This is a genomic window from Amycolatopsis sp. cmx-11-12 (assembly GCF_046269425.1).
GTDB lineage: Bacteria > Actinomycetota > Actinomycetes > Mycobacteriales > Pseudonocardiaceae > Amycolatopsis.
Genome location: NZ_JADNQM010000077.1, coordinates 1 through 13656, shown reverse-complemented (window position 1 = coordinate 13656; position 13656 = coordinate 1). Strand labels below are relative to the sequence as shown.

18 protein-coding genes and 2 pseudogenes are annotated in these 13656 nt (G+C 69.2%); 9 read left to right on the top strand and 11 right to left on the bottom strand.

Annotated features, from left to right (window positions below; translation table 11 throughout):
* Positions 1-195: 195 nt before the first annotated feature.
* Positions 196-915, bottom strand: coding sequence for a hypothetical protein (locus ACLARN_RS43645; protein ID WP_409497376.1), 720 nt, complete (start codon positions 913-915; stop codon positions 196-198).
* A 66-nt stretch (positions 916-981) separates the two neighbouring features.
* Here ACLARN_RS43645 and ACLARN_RS43640 point away from each other — a divergent pair, with 66 nt between their 5' ends.
* The 4 genes from ACLARN_RS43640 (at position 982) to ACLARN_RS43625 (ending at position 4867) form a co-directional block, all read left to right on the top strand.
* Positions 982-1758: a helix-turn-helix domain-containing protein gene (locus tag ACLARN_RS43640; RefSeq protein WP_409497375.1), complete on the top strand. Its 777-nt coding sequence runs from the start codon at positions 982-984 to the stop codon at positions 1756-1758.
* A 28-nt stretch (positions 1759-1786) separates the two neighbouring features.
* Complete coding sequence (locus ACLARN_RS43635; RefSeq protein ID WP_409497374.1) at positions 1787-2215, top strand: acyl-CoA thioesterase; 429 nt, start codon at positions 1787-1789, stop codon at positions 2213-2215.
* A gap of 348 nt (positions 2216-2563) precedes the next feature.
* Positions 2564-3427 carry a nitroreductase/quinone reductase family protein gene (locus tag ACLARN_RS43630; protein WP_409497373.1) on the top strand — a complete coding sequence of 288 codons (864 nt, stop codon included), beginning with the start codon at positions 2564-2566 and terminating at the stop codon, positions 3425-3427.
* A 453-nt stretch (positions 3428-3880) separates the two neighbouring features.
* On the top strand, positions 3881-4867 hold the full coding sequence (locus ACLARN_RS43625) for an acyl-CoA desaturase (RefSeq protein ID WP_409497372.1): 987 nt from the start codon (positions 3881-3883) through the stop codon (positions 4865-4867).
* Between the two features lie 6 nt (positions 4868-4873).
* On the opposite strand, the gene ACLARN_RS43620 is transcribed toward ACLARN_RS43625, so the two are convergent.
* Genes ACLARN_RS43620 through ACLARN_RS43605 form a run of 4 tightly spaced genes read right to left on the bottom strand, consistent with a single transcriptional unit; the run spans position 4874 to position 7982 of the window.
* Positions 4874-5662, bottom strand: coding sequence for an alpha/beta hydrolase (locus ACLARN_RS43620; RefSeq protein ID WP_409497371.1), 789 nt, complete (start codon positions 5660-5662; stop codon positions 4874-4876).
* A 6-nt stretch (positions 5663-5668) separates the two neighbouring features.
* Positions 5669-6697, bottom strand: a complete 1029-nt coding sequence (locus tag ACLARN_RS43615) for a sigma-70 family RNA polymerase sigma factor (protein WP_409497370.1) — start codon at positions 6695-6697, stop codon at positions 5669-5671.
* Positions 6698-6714: 17 nt separating this feature from the next.
* Complete coding sequence (locus ACLARN_RS43610) at positions 6715-7371, bottom strand: enoyl-CoA hydratase-related protein (protein ID WP_409497369.1); 657 nt, start codon at positions 7369-7371, stop codon at positions 6715-6717.
* A 2-nt stretch (positions 7372-7373) separates the two neighbouring features.
* Entirely contained in the window at positions 7374-7982 is a 609-nt protein-coding gene (locus tag ACLARN_RS43605) for a TetR/AcrR family transcriptional regulator (protein WP_409497368.1), read from the bottom strand.
* 152 nt (positions 7983-8134) lie between these two features.
* Between ACLARN_RS43605 and ACLARN_RS43600 the strand changes: the two genes are divergently transcribed.
* Positions 8135-8482: a DoxX family protein gene (locus ACLARN_RS43600; RefSeq protein ID WP_409497367.1), complete on the top strand. Its 348-nt coding sequence runs from the start codon at positions 8135-8137 to the stop codon at positions 8480-8482.
* Between the two features lie 2 nt (positions 8483-8484).
* Here the strand turns inward: ACLARN_RS43600 and ACLARN_RS43595 are convergent, their stop codons facing one another.
* From ACLARN_RS43595 to ACLARN_RS43585, 3 genes are read right to left on the bottom strand one after another with little or no spacing between them, the layout of a single operon-like run.
* Positions 8485-8826 (bottom strand): VOC family protein, encoded by a 342-nt coding sequence (locus ACLARN_RS43595; RefSeq protein ID WP_409497366.1) that lies wholly within the window; start codon positions 8824-8826, stop codon positions 8485-8487.
* Positions 8827-8863: 37 nt separating this feature from the next.
* Positions 8864-9520 (bottom strand): transcriptional repressor LexA, encoded by a 657-nt coding sequence (lexA, locus tag ACLARN_RS43590; RefSeq protein WP_409497365.1) that lies wholly within the window; start codon positions 9518-9520, stop codon positions 8864-8866.
* On the bottom strand, positions 9498-9959 hold the full coding sequence (locus ACLARN_RS43585; RefSeq protein ID WP_409497364.1) for a nuclear transport factor 2 family protein: 462 nt from the start codon (positions 9957-9959) through the stop codon (positions 9498-9500). The genes lexA and ACLARN_RS43585 overlap by 23 nt, the downstream gene beginning before the upstream one ends.
* A gap of 129 nt (positions 9960-10088) precedes the next feature.
* On the opposite strand from ACLARN_RS43585, the gene ACLARN_RS43580 reads away from it, so the two are divergent.
* Positions 10089-10523, top strand: coding sequence for a hypothetical protein (locus ACLARN_RS43580; protein ID WP_409497363.1), 435 nt, complete (start codon positions 10089-10091; stop codon positions 10521-10523).
* 69 nt (positions 10524-10592) lie between these two features.
* On the opposite strand, the gene ACLARN_RS43575 is transcribed toward ACLARN_RS43580, so the two are convergent.
* The gene (locus tag ACLARN_RS43575; RefSeq protein WP_409497362.1) at positions 10593-11048 is read right to left on the bottom strand and encodes a MarR family winged helix-turn-helix transcriptional regulator; all 456 of its coding nucleotides are present in this window, start codon (positions 11046-11048) and stop codon (positions 10593-10595) included.
* 9 nt (positions 11049-11057) lie between these two features.
* Here ACLARN_RS43575 and ACLARN_RS43570 point away from each other — a divergent pair.
* Positions 11058-11396 (top strand): annotated as a pseudogene (locus ACLARN_RS43570) (VOC family protein); the annotation flags it as partial.
* Here the strand turns inward: ACLARN_RS43570 and ACLARN_RS43565 are convergent.
* Complete coding sequence (locus tag ACLARN_RS43565) at positions 11352-12320, bottom strand: helix-turn-helix domain-containing protein (protein ID WP_409497361.1); 969 nt, start codon at positions 12318-12320, stop codon at positions 11352-11354. The pseudogene ACLARN_RS43570 and the gene ACLARN_RS43565 sit on opposite strands and share 45 nt — an antisense overlap.
* Positions 12321-12422: 102 nt before the next feature.
* On the opposite strand from ACLARN_RS43565, the gene ACLARN_RS43560 reads away from it, so the two are divergent.
* Both ACLARN_RS43560 and ACLARN_RS43555 read left to right on the top strand, forming a co-directional pair.
* Positions 12423-13328, top strand: a complete 906-nt coding sequence (locus ACLARN_RS43560; protein WP_409497360.1) for an MBL fold metallo-hydrolase — start codon at positions 12423-12425, stop codon at positions 13326-13328.
* A gap of 11 nt (positions 13329-13339) precedes the next feature.
* A pseudogene (locus tag ACLARN_RS43555) lies at positions 13340-13528 on the top strand (carboxylesterase family protein); the annotation flags it as partial.
* Here ACLARN_RS43555 and ACLARN_RS43550 read toward each other — a convergent pair.
* A partial coding sequence (locus ACLARN_RS43550) for a hypothetical protein (RefSeq protein ID WP_409497377.1) occupies positions 13468-13656 on the bottom strand: 189 nt, incomplete at its 5' end. The pseudogene ACLARN_RS43555 and the gene ACLARN_RS43550 sit on opposite strands and share 61 nt — an antisense overlap.

Genomic DNA, 13656 nt, shown 5'->3' with positions numbered 1-13656 from the left:
CCAGCAACTCAACGGCCGGCCACGCAAAACGCTCGGCTGGAACAAACCAGCCGAGCGCCTGCGTGATCTACTGGCAGCCACATAAGCCATCAGGTGTTGCGAGGACCCCGAGAATTCGCCCGGCTCAGCCGAGGGAAGGGGGCCTTCACGCGGGCAAGGGTGACCCTGCTCGAGTGGGGCTCTTCTGGGCTGCGGTCACGGAACGTGGTTGATCCGGTCCCCGTCGGCGGCCAGTGAGGTGTCGGGCTCGATCCGCCAGGCCTCCAGCCCGGGCGCCTTGACGAGCGCGTCGATCAAGGCCTCCTCACCGGCGACGAGGGTCGAGTCGAAGTCGATCTCGGTGGCCACGCACCACGCGCGGTCGTCCGGCCAGAACAGGTTGGGCGACTGCGCCTCGAACCAGTTGGGCCGCGGCCGCCAGCCGAGTTCCTTCGCCGAGGTCAGCGGCCCGGCGAACATCAGGTACTCGCGGCCGGGATGCCGCAGGCGCGGTGCGTCGAGTTGCTCGCGGGACAACGTCGTTTCGTCGGCCCAGCCGTAGCCTTCCCAAAGGCAGAACCAGGTGTCCGAAGTGGACGTATGGTCGCCGAGGACGGGCAGCAGAGCGGTGAGACTGTGTGCAGGCAGGGTGCCGCGTCCCGGCGGGGAGCCCCGCCAGAGCGAGCCGGTGAGATTCACCGGATCCGGGGAGCCCACGAGTGCGTGCCACTGCATGGCACTGTGGGCACGCCGTCCCGTCTCGGCCGCGGTTTCGCTCCAGCTCGCCCAGCCGCCGCGGTCGCGTTCGGCGGGGTGGCACAGCCGGGCGTAGGCGGCGTATCCGCGCGGGACCGTGCGGCAGGCCGCGCCGAACGTCCCACCGAGCCTGGAGGAGATCCACTCGGCGGGGGTCGGGTCGAGTATCGGCCGCAGCACGCTGGCAGTCTTCAGCAAGATCAAGGGGCGCGCATCTTGTCGGTGGGTGGAGGCATACTGCCGGGCGTGGGTGTTCCGCTGCGTCGCCGTTCGGGCCGTTCGGTGTACCGCGAAAGTACGCCTGCCGCGGTGGTGGCAGGCGTGGTCGAGAGCGCCTGGACGGGCCTGGTGGGGTGCAGCCGTCCGCTGAGGGTGTTCCCGGACGGCTGCGTGGACCTCGTCTGGGACGGGCGGGTGCTCGCCGCGGTCACCACGGTGCGCGGGATGCTGCGGCATGAGCTGCCGTCGGCGGACTGGACCGCCGGGCTCCGCCTGCGGTGCGGTGTCGGCGGCGCGGTCCTTGGCCTGCCGATGACTGAGCTGACCGCGGGCGCCACACCGTTGCGCGACCTGTGGGCCGCGAGGGCCCGTGGTGCGGAATCCAGGCTGGCCGCGTGCGTGACGCCTGGCGAGGCGCGGTCTGTACTGGAAGCACTGGTCGCTGACAGGCTCCGGGACGTCGAGTTGGACGGGCTGTCCGTCGCGGCCGCTCGCGCGTTGCGTGCGCCCGGCGCTCGCGCCGACCAGGTGGCGGCGGAGCTGGGTGTGAGCGAGCGTGGCCTTCGGCGGCACGTGCGGCACGACGTCGGCGTCGGCCCCAAGGAGCTACAGCGGGTGCTGCGGTTCCACCGGTTCCTCAAGCGGGTCGAGGCCGTCGCGCGGGACCACGCATCGCTCGCCGATGTCGCCGCCGATGTGGGCTACGCGGATCAGTCCCATCTCGGACGGGAGTGCCGCCGGCTGTCGGGTGCCTCACCCGGCGCGCTCGTGCGGTCCTGGGCTGGCCGAAACGTTCCAGACTGAGTCGCCCTGTCGAGGCGAGGATCGGGAAGTGCCCGAACCTTTCCGCGTCACCATCGACATCCGCACGGACGATCTTGACATCAACGGTCACGTCCGCGGCCCCGCCTACCTCGCGTACGCCGATCACGCGCGCTGGGAATGCGTGTGGGCTGCCGGGGTGGATCCGCTGGCGCTCAAGGCCGGAAACCTCGGCCCGGTCAACCTCGAAACCACGATCCGGTTCCGCCGTGAGCTTCGCGCCCGTGCGCGGATCGACGTCCTGACCAGGTTCACCTGGGAGCCGGGCAAAGTGTCACGGGTCGTCCAGGAATTCGTGACACCGGACGGGGCCGTGGTGGCCGAGGTGGAGAGCCTTTCCGGACTGCTGGATCTCGAACAACGGCGCCTGGTCCCGGATCCCGGACGGTACTGGCGAAAGTACGCCGTGCGGCCGGAAATCCTCGGCCTGACCCCGTGATCACCCGGCCCTCCTCGTCTCAGCCGACGAAACGCGACCCACACCAGTACATGAAGGCCCCCTTCATTGCGCCTAGGTACAGGAAGGGGGCCTTCATGTAGTTGCGGCGACCGAGTCGACCTTGTGCTAGCGTCGATCCCGAGCCCCGTATGGGCCTACGCATGGAGGTAGCGGCTACTCAGCCACCAGAGATCGGCACACACCGTCTCTCGCATTCAGTCATCCCCGCGTCGTGGGATGACGCCTCCATGCGGTGCGCCCGAAACCGGGCGTCTCCAGACTTGACGTGCCTTCTTCCGGTGGTGGTTCCGCGCCCTCCTGTCGACACATCGATGGGAAAGGATCGCGTTGACCGGCTTCAACGACCAGGTGATCGAGGAATTCAGGCGGAACAAGGGAAAACTCGGCGGCGTGTTCGAGGGGTGGGAGCTCATCCTGCTCACCACCACCGGCGCCAAGAGTGGTGAACGGCGTACGAATCCGTTGGGGTACCTCGAAATCGACGGTAAGACCGTCGTCGTCGCTTCGAATATGGGGGCGCCGGCGCATCCGGGGTGGTACCACAACATCCGGCACGATCAGCGGGTCACGATCGAGACGGGGACCGAGAGCTACGAGGCGATCGCGGCCGTTCCGCCGTCGGCGGAACGTGACGTGTTGTTCGCGAAGATCGTCGCCGAGGAACCGGGATTCGCCGAGTACCAAGCGAAAACGACGCGGGTGCTGCCCGTGGTGATCCTGCACCGGATCGACGACCGGGTGCGGGGGATGGGGGACTTCCTGGTGGAGGTCCACGAGTGGCTGCGCGAGGAACTCAAGACCTTGCGCGCCGGGGTCGAGGACATCGTGGCCGGGCGCGCGGATGCGCTGGTCATGGAGAAATCCCTGCGAGCGCACTGTGTTTCGTTCTGCGAGGCGCTGACCAAGCATCATACCGGCGAGGACATGGGCGCGTTTCCGATGCTGGCGCAACGGTTTCCCGCGCTCGCGCCGGCTTTGACGAAGCTAGGAGAGGATCACGTCGTGGTCGCGGAGTTACAGAAGCGGATCCGCGAACTCGTCGAGGGGTACGTCCATGGCGAGAGCGATCCAGTCCGGTTGCGCGACGACTTCGACGCGCTCGCGGGCAGGCTCGAAGCACATTTCGCCTACGAGGAGGAAACCGTCGTCGCGGCGCTCAACGTGACGGCGCCGGCGCCGGATTTCGGCTGATCTGAGGCGGGGCGCCCTGGGGTTTCGGCCCCGGGGCGTGTATCGTTGGGGATGGCGACGCCCTCTCGGCGTGACGCCGCTCCGGCGCGAGACGGGTGGAAAACGCCCCCGGCCTCGCCGATGACCGCGAACGAGCGGTCCCTTCGAAAGGTTTCACCGTCAAAACTCACAGCACGGACAGTGCGCTGTTCAGCCATCCGCTCGACGCTCAGGTCGAGCGACACGATCACGCGACTCCTCAGGGAGAGCGATACATGGATCTTTTTCGCGAACCCTCTTATCCCGCACCGGAACCTTCGGTCGACGCCGTTCGTTGAACGAGGTAGATCAACGTTTTGGGTGTCGTGTTGTCCAAGCACGCTCGCACAGAATTCGTCGCGGGCGACGCTCTTTCGTGCGCCGTGGCGTGACACAAGCTGAAACTCGCCCTGGCCATCGACAAGAGACAACAAAATGACTTCAGTTCTAAGACGCCCGGACAGCGAAGAGCGGCAAGCGCCGCAACCGATGTTGTCCGGGGAGCAGTCCAACACCGAAAACTTTCTCGTCAAACTGTTCGCGGTGGTGCCACTGCTGGCACTCGCCGCCTCCGTCCCCTTCGCCTGGGGCTGGGGACTCGGCTGGGTGGACCTCGGCCTTGCCGCCGGGTTCTACTTCCTGACCGGTCTCGGCGTGACCGTCGGTTTCCACCGCTACTTCACCCACGGCGCCTTCAAGGCCAATCGCGGCCTGCGGATCGCGCTCGCGGTCACCGGCAGCATGGCCATGCAGGGCCCGGTCATCGGCTGGGTGGCCGACCACCGGCGCCACCACGCCTTCTCCGACCGTGAAGGCGACCCGCACTCCCCGTGGCGCTTCGGCACCGGTCCCGCCGCGCTGGCCCGCGGTTTCTGGCACGCCCACATGGGCTGGCTGTTCGACCGCGAGAAGACCAACGCGCAGCGCTTCGCGCCCGACCTGCTCGCCGATCGCGACATCGCCCGGATCGACAAGCTGTTCCCGGTCCTCACCGTCGTCACACTGCTCGCGCCCGCCGTACTCGGCGGCCTGATCACGATGTCCTGGTGGGGCGCGCTGACGGCGTTCTTCTGGGCGAGCCTGGTCCGCGTCGCGCTGTTGCACCACGTCACGTGGTCGGTGAACTCGCTGTGTCACATGATCGGTGACCGCCCGTTCGCCGCGCGGGACAAGTCCGCGAACTTCTGGCCGCTCGCCATCGCCTCGATGGGCGAGTCCTGGCACAACTCCCACCACGCCGACCCCACCGGCGCCCGGCACGGCGTCCGCCGCGGCCAGCTCGACATCTCCGCGCGGCTGATCTGGCTGTTCGAGAAAGCGCGCTGGGCGACCGACGTCCGGTGGCCGAAGGCCGACCGCCTCGGCCGCAAGCTCAACCCCGGCCACTCCCTGTCACTGCGCCGGAGCGCGCGGCGGGCCTGAGGCCCGTCAGCGGCCCGCGATGGCGTCGATCAGCTCCGGCCCGTCGGAGAACACAGGGTCGTTGTGGTCGGCGCCGGGGACTTCGACCGTCCTGGCGCCGGCCGCCCGCGCCACCTCACGGCTTTGCCCGGCCGGGACGATCGAGTCCGCCGAGCCGTAGACCACGGTGACCGGGGCTTTCACGCGCGCGACGTAGTCCCGCGTCGGGAATTCGTCCCGCAGCAGCCACCGGACCGGCAGGAACGGGTAGTGCCGCTGTCCGACCGACGCGAGGTCGACGAACGGCGAGCGCAACACGAGCGCGGACGGCGGATGTTCGGTGGCCAGTTCGGTGACGACCGCCGAGCCGAGACTCTCGCCGAAGTACACCAGCGGCGTTCCGGCCTCGCGCAGCAGGAACTCCCGCGCGGCGCGGACGTCCAGCGCGAGCCCGTCCTCGGACGGATCGCCGGGATTGCCCCCGTAGCCGCGATAGTCCAGAAGCAGCACCGACAGCCCGCGCGCGGTCAGCGCGCGGGCCATCGGCGCGCGGTACGACCGGTTCCCGGCGTTGCCCGGCGCGACGAGCACGGTCGCCTTCGCCTGGGCGACCGGGAAGTACCAGCTCGCGAGACTCAGTCCGTCCGAGGTGGTGAGCGTGACGTCCCGGCCGCCGGGCAGGACGTCGGCGGCGCCCGGTAGCGGACCTGCCTCGGGGAGGTAGATCAGCTCGCGCTGGAAGGCGAACGCGCCACCGAAGACCACGCCGACGATGGCGACGATCACCGCCAGCCCGATCAGCACCTTCTTGCGCATTCCCCGTCAGGGTTTCGTCGGGGGAAGGCCGAATCGCGCGAACACGGCCGGATCGAGGAACGAGGTGATCGCGGAGATCTGCTCGTCACGGAGGGAAAGCACGTTGATCGACCACGCGTGGTGCTCGACGTCGGCCGATTCGCCGACGTAGCAGGCGACGGCGGGCTGGCCGTTGGCGGTGATGATCTCGTTGCGCCAGCTCGGGCACCGGCTGATCGGGACCTCGACGGCGAAGTCGGAGACGGCCTCGATGCCGCGGTACCAGTGGGCGAGCGGCGGCATGGACCAGGTGACGTCCTCGGTCAGCAACGCCACGAGCGCGTCCGCGTCGCCGCGGTCCAGCGCGGAGGCGAAGTCCGCGGCGATCTCGCGGACCCGCGCGTCTTCGAGCTTCCGCAAGGTCTGCTGCTGGCTCGGCGACGGGACCTTCTCGGCCACGATCGCCCGCGCGCGCTGCAGCGCGCTGTTCACCGCCGCGACCGAAGTGTCCATTGTGGACGCGATTTCGGCGGCGGAGAAGCCGAGGACGTCGAAGAGCAGCAGTGCCGCCCGCTGGTTGCCCGGCAGGTGCTGTAACGCCGCGACGAACGCCAGCTCGACGGCCTCGCGCTGCTCGTACCGGGTGTCGGGCCCCGCCGGGCCCCGGCCGAGGCTCCCGTCGGGATACGGGCCGAGCCACGCGACCTCGGTCACCGGGGCGTGTTCGAGCACGGCCCGCTCGCTCGACGGGCCGAGGTCCATCGGCAGGGCCCGCTTGCCGCGCGCGGCGGCGGTGTCGAGGCAGGTGCGGGTGGCGACGGTGTAGAGCCAGGTGCGCATCGAGCTGCGCCCCTCGAACCGCTCCAGCCCGCGCCAGGCCCGCAGGAGCGCGTCCTGCAAGGCGTCGTCGGCGTCGTGGGTCGAGCCGAGCATGCGGTAACAGTGGGCGTGCAACTCGCGGCGCAGCGGCTCCACTAGGCGGTTGAACGCCGCGTCGTCCCCGTTACGGGCTTCGGCGACGTCCGGGTCGTCGGCGCGCAAAATATCTTCGCTCACAATCGATGATTGTGCCCTTACTCGCCGCGAAGTGCCGTGACGGCGGGGGTGAACATCGTCGTCTTGATCGCGGAAAGCGTGCCGCGGTCCTTCCCGGCCAGCGGGCGGACGAGGTCGGCGGCGTACTCGATCAGCGCGGGTTTCTCGGCGACGGCGTCCACGAGACCCAGATCCCGCGCGTCCGTGCCGCCGAACCGGCGCCCCGTGGTCATCGACGCGATGGCGGCGGCGGGGGTGAGCTTGCCCTGGATCAGCCCCGCCATCCCCGGCGTGAAGGGGATGTTGATATCCGCCTCGGGGAAGCAGAAGTACCCGCGGTCGGCGCGCATCACCCGGAAGTCGTGCGCCATCGCGAACATCGCCCCGGCGCCGAAGGCGTGCCCGTTGATCGCGGCGACCGTGTGCACGCCGAGGGTGAGCACACGGGCCAGCAGTTCGTGGACGTCACCGACGTACTCCGCGGCCCGGGCGGCGTTGCTGGTGAGCCAATCGAGGTCGAGGCCGTTCGAATAGAACTTCCCGGAGCCGACGGTGACCAGCACCGCGGGATCCGGATGCGCGACGACGGTGTCCAGCAGGGAATGGACGGTTTGCAGCCAGGACGGCGAGAAGCGGTTCTCGTCGTCGCCGAGGTCCAGCAGGAACACCGGGGCGTCGTAGCGCAGAGTCGGCATCGTCAGTCCTTTCGTGGGGGTGGGAGCAGGAGAACGGCGTGGACCGCGGCGGAGAGCCTGCCACGTAAGTCTTCGGAGATCGGCTCGCCCTCGGTGAACGGTCGGAGGAACAGGGCGGTCGGCAGGTCGACCACACAGGTCGTGAGTACTTCGACGGCTCGGGCGTCCCGCCTGCCCCAAAGGCGGTCGGCGAGTCTGACCAGAAGCGTGACCAGGCGTTTGTCGAGCGCCACCAGAGCACCGGCGAGGTCGTCGGGGACCTGCGGGCCGAGCAGGTGCTCCTTCTTGACGGTGATGAGCAGCCGGGCCGCCTCCGGCCTCCGGGCGGCGAAGGCGGCGGGCGCGTCGGCCGCGGCGATGGCCGCCGCGACCGGGTCCGCCTCCTGACCGGCCAGTTCGGTCTGGAAATCGAGGAAGTCGCTCGCCGCGCGGAGCCAGACGCGGGCCATTAGCGCGCCGAGTGAGCCGAAGGCGTGGTAGATCGTGCCGTTGGAGACTCCCGCGGCGGCCGCGAGGGATCGGACGGTGACGCCGCGCGGGCCCACGTCGACGACGAGGCGTTCGGCCGCGTCGAGCAGCCGATCCAGGTCGTGCACGCGGGGGCGGGCCATGCGGCGAGAATAACAGAGCGCTTGCTCTAAAACTCGCCGACAAGGGTTGTGACGTGCTTCACGCGCCGCGCTGTCACATCGGTTCGGTGGCCGGGGTCAACCGGGCGAACCACGGAGAACCCGAAACACCGAGAACCTAGGGAGAAACCGAAATGTCCACTGCTTACGTCATCGTCACGAGTGTCGGAGCGTTCATGGCCGCGTTCTCGGCCGCCTCGATCTTCTTCCGCGCGAAGTGGGTCGTGCAGCCGCTGGCCGACTACAGCGTTCCCCACGCCTGGTGGAACTGGCTCGGCGCCGCCAAGGCCGCGGGCGCGCTCGGCCTGATCGCGGGCCTGTGGCTGCCCGCGATCGGCGTCGCGGCCGGGATCGGCCTGGTGCTCTACTTCACGGGCGCCGTGATCACCGTGCTCCGCGCGCACTGGCCTTCGCACGTCGCGTTCCCGCTGATGTACCTGGCGCCTGTCGCCGCCTCCCTGGTGCTCGGATTCGCCGCCTGATGTCAGGCGTCCGGGGACCACACCGCGAGTTCGGCGCCACCGGGCTCGCGGACGTGGAACCGGCGCCCGCCGGGGAACGAGAACGGCTCGACCGTGACGACTCCGCCCGCGGCCTCGACGGAACCCCTCGCCCGTGCGAGGTCGTCGGTGCGGATCGTCACCAGCGGCGCGGTGGTCTGCTGCGGGGTGTCCTCCTGGAAGCCCAACGAGACCACCCCGCCACTCTGGACGTCGGCGTACGTCGGACCGTAGGCCGTCGCGGTCCAGCCGAAGGCCTTCTCGAAGAAGCCGCTCGAGCCCGCGGCCGAGCTCGACGGGAACTCGACGAAATCGATTTCGTACATGGGCCGGACGGTACCCCGGCCCACCGACAGAAACTCCTCAGACGCTGCGCAGGACCGAAACCACGACGCCCAGCACGGCCGCCCGGTCCCCGTCGATGACGTCATAGGCGGGGTTACGCGGTTCGAGGTACACGTGGCCGTCGCGGCGGCGGTACACCTTGACCGTGGCCTCTTCGTCGATCATCGCGGCGACGATCTGGCCGGAATGCGCCTCCTGCTGCTGCTTCACCACGACGATGTCGCCGTCGCAGATCGCCGCGTCGATCATCGAGTCACCGCGCACGCGCAGCCCGAAGACGTTGCCCCGCCCGGTAAGTTCCCGCGGAAGGGTCATCACGTCGTCGACGTGCTCGACGGCCGAGATCGGCGTTCCCGCGGCGATGTCACCGACGACGGGGACCGGCACAGAGTCCTCTGTGGATTCGCGCGACGTGGTGCCGCGCAGGAACGCGCGGACGTCGATCGGGCGGGAAATCGAGCTGCTGCGACGGAGAAAACCCTTCTCCTCCAAGGCGGCGAGATGTTTCGATACCGAGGACGTCGACCGCAGCCCGACCGCTTCGCCGATCTCACGCGTGCTCGGCGAGTACCCGTGCTCCACCACCCATTCGCGGATGGTCAGCAGGATCTTCTGCTGCCGCTCCGGCAGGGAAGCGGCTTCCTCGAACACGTCAAGATCGTGGTAGGCGGTCATCCGCGGAATGGTAGTTCGTGCAGGCCGCCGCGATCGCCGCGGTGTCCCAGTAGAACGGCCGCACCTCGGTGATGCGCCCGTCCTCGACGGTGATCGTCTGCAGGATCGGGAAGTCCAGCTCGCGGCCGGTGGCCCTGGCCCGGACGTGCACGTGGGTCAGGACGACCAGCGGGCTGGTCTCGCTCAGGAAGCTCTGCTCCACCATGTCGAAGACGTCCCAAGTGCCGCTCATGGCGAGGAAGAACCGCTCCATGCCTTCGTGGCCGCGCCAGATTCCGCCGTATGGCAGGCCATCCGCCTGGTGCAGCACGACATCGGGGGAGAAGAACGGCGCCAGTGGCGCGAAGGACGACTTGCCGGGTCCGCCCGCGGCGAAGTAGTCGGCTTCCGCCGCGTACATGCCTTCGAGGACGGACAGGGCAGCTGGTGACCGGGTCATGGTGATCACTCTTGTGTGTGCGGCCGGCGAGCGCTGGCGGTTATCCGTCGTGAAGATCGGCCGGATGGCCGCCCCGGCCCGACCGAAAGTCCGATCCCTCGGAGGCTTTCGCGAGGTTGACTCGATCGTATGAACAGGAAGATCACGGCTGCGGTGCTGACCGCGGCGACGGCCACCTTCGCCCTGACCGGATGCGGTCTCAAAGAGGGACTGACCGAACGGGCGAACGGTCACGTCAAGGCGGTCGGCTACTCGACCGGCGCGGAGGGCAAGCGGGACCAGGACGCGCGGGTGCCGGAATGGGTGCCGGACAAGGCAGTGTCGATCACGGAGGTCATCCGGACCACGGGTTCGGAGCGGCTCCTGCGGTTCACCGGCGGGACACTGCCCGCCGAATGCGTGCCGGGTCCGGCCGCGACGCAGGCGGCCACGCTCGCCGCCCCTTGGTGGCCGCAGGGTCAGGAAAGCCGGACCGACAAGGTCTGCGGGGAATGGCACGTGCTCGTCCAGGGTGACGCCGTGTTCGCGTTCAAGCCGGAGACGCTGGTGAGTACGAGGTCCTGAGCCGTCCGGCCTGTGCCTGAATGGCGATCTCGCGTGCTTGGGCGGCGAACTCGCGTGATTGGGCGGAGATCACGCGTCGTCGGGGGGTGTGAGGGCGTCGGCGCAGGCGACGAGATCGGCCAGTAGCCGGTCTTGTTGGGTCGAGGTAAAAGGTTCGAGCATGCGCTTCTCGACCGCCCGTACGAGACCGCTGGCGGTGCGGAGCTGGGCGCGTCCGGCGGGGGTGAGCGTGCTGGGCAGGGCGCGGCCCTGCGGCGCGGTCGCCGGGCGGGTGACCAGTCCGCGGTCCTGTAGTCCGCGCAGCACCAGGTTCATCGACTGCCGGGTGACGAACACGGCTCGCGCGAGTTCCGCGTTGGACAGTCCCGGCCGTTGCGAGAGCACTTCGAGGCAGGAGTACTGCGGCACGGTGAGGTCGAGGGGGCGCAAAGCGGTGTCCATGGCCGTGCGAAGCGCCGTCGCCGCTCGTTTCAGCATGTACCCCACCGCCAGGTCCAGCGGGCCGACCGTCTCGCCTTGACTCATGTCAGCATCATGACATACGTTGGCGATGTCAACACACTGACATTGATGGAGGACGACATGACCGTGACCGGACTCGATTTCTTCTCGCTGCAAGTCCGCGACCTCGATCGCGCGGCCGGGTTCTACGAAACCCACCTCGGGCTGCGCAGGCTGCCCGTCGCCCCGCCCCACGCGGTGGTGTTCGGCACCGAGCCGATCCCGTTCGCGGTGCGGGAACCCGTGCCGGGGATGGACCTGGACGCCATCTCCCCGCAGCCGGGGGCGGGGGTGGCGCTGTGGCTGCACGCCGACGACGCGCAGGCGCTACACGACCGGCTGGTCGCGGCGGACGTCCCCATCGTCACGGAACCGTTCGACGGGCCGTTCGGCCGCACGTTCGCCTTCTCCGACCCGGACGGCTACGCGATCACCGTGCACGACAAGGCATGAACCCGCCTGCCGGAGCAACGCGAGGGCCTGTGCGTCGGCCGAGCCGGCCGGGGTCGTGCACACGATCAGCAGCTGATCCGGTGAGCGGGCGATCGACAGGGTCTGCTGGGTCACCGTCACCGTGCCGACGACGGGATGGTGCAGTTCGTAGGCCGCGGCGTCGCAGGGCTGCACGCGGTGGTCGCCCCAGAGCGCGACGAACTCCGGGCTCTTCATCGTCAGCTCGCCGATCAGCTCCGCGAGCAGCGGATCGTCGGGATGCCTGCCGACGGTGATCCGCAGATTGCCGACCACCGCGCGGATCTTCCGCTTCCAGTCCACGTAAAGCTCGCGGTTGTGCGGGTCGAGGAACAGCATCCGGCCGATGTTCGGCCGTCGCGCCGGATCCGCCGGGGCGTGGAAGTCCAGATGACCGGCCAGCAGGGCGTGTCCGAGGCCGTTCCACGCCAGGATGTCCGAACGGCGGCCGAGTACCAGCGCGGGAGCCTCGATGGTGCGCAGGAGATCCCGCGTCTCGTCGTGGAGCTTTTCCGGGCGGGGGCGGCGTGCCCGTGGCTTGTGGCGGGCGATGCCGGCGAGACGGCCGAGGTGGTCGCGTTCGTGGTCGTCGAGCAGCAGCGCGCGGGCGATGGCGTCGAGCACTTCGGCCGAGGCGCCGCGGGACATGCCCTGCTCCAGCCGCGTGTAGTACGAGACGCTGACGCCCGCGAGCTGGGCCAGTTCCTCGCGTCGCAACCCGGCCACCCGTCGGCGCGGCCCGAGGTCGCGCAGGCCGACGTCCTCCGGTCGCAATCGCGCCCGCCGTGCCCGCAGGAAGTCGCCGAGCGGTCCAGGTCCGTCCATGATCCGAGTATCCGCCGCCACGGTCCGCCTCAGCCACACCCCGCCAGTGGTAGGACAAGCGGGGCGTGGTCCGCGCGTGTCCGCGGCGCCAGGCTCGGTCACATGGATGAGATCACCATCGGCGACGTCACGATCACCCGTGTCAAAGAGTTCTACGGTTCGGTCGAGATGACACCGGCCGAGTTCCTGCCGGAAAGCCCCGAAGGCTCGTGGGACGAGCACCGCGGCTGGCTGGCGCCCGACTTCTGGAATCCCGAGACGGACGAGTGCCACTCGGCGATCCAGTCGTGGCTCCTGCGCAGCGAGGGCCGCACGATCCTCGTCGACACCGGCGTCGGCAACCACAAGGACCGGCCGTACGCGGCGGTGTGGAACCGTCTCGACACCCCTTATCTCGACAACCTCGCGGCCGCCGGCGTGCGGCCCGAAGACGTCGACGTCGTGGTCAACACCCACCTGCACATCGACCACGTCGGCTGGAACACCCGCCTAGAAGGCCGCCACTGGGTGCCGACTTTCCCCAATGCCACCTACCTGATGCCGAAGCGGGACTTCGAGTTCTGGGATCCGGCCAACGAGCACAAGTCCGTGCTGGGCCGCGGCAACCAGAACGTCTTCGAAGACAGCGTCGTGCCAGTCCATGAGGCTGGCCTGGCCCGGCTGTGGGACGGCACGCACCGGATCGACCGGAACCTGCGGCTCGACCTCGCCGCCGGTCACACCCCCGGCTCGTCCGTACTCACCCTGGAATCCGGCGGCGAGCACGCGGTGTTCGTCGGTGACCTCGCGCACTCCGCGCTCCAGATCGTGGAGCCGGACACCAACTCCGCCTTCTGCGAGGACCCGGCCGAGTCCAGGGCGACCCGGCACAAGGTGCTCGGCCGCGCCGCCGACAACAACGCGCTCGTCTTCCCGGCGCACTTCGGCGCTCAGGGCGCCTTGCGGGTCGAGCGCAGGGGCCCGAAGTTCGCGATCAAGGAGTGGGCGGGCTTCTCCCGCCTGTCCTGAAAGGATTTTTCGTGTCCCCACAAGCAGAAACCCCAGCGGGCGTCGTGAGCGGCATCCGTGACCCTTTCGGCGAGCTTTACCGCGCGATCCCGTACGCGGCGGCCCCGGTCGGCGCCACGCGCTTCGCCCACCCCGAACCTCATCCGGGCTGGTCAGGCGTCCGCGACGGGACCCAGCCGTCGCCGACGGCTCCCCAGCCGGGATGGGTCGGCCCTGGGCGCGCCGCCCGAGTTTCCTCGGGTGCGTTTCCCAGAGGCCGCCCGCCGAACCCGCCGTGCGACTCTCGCCGCAACGGGCTCTCCATGTAGTTATGCTTGTTGGGCTGTGT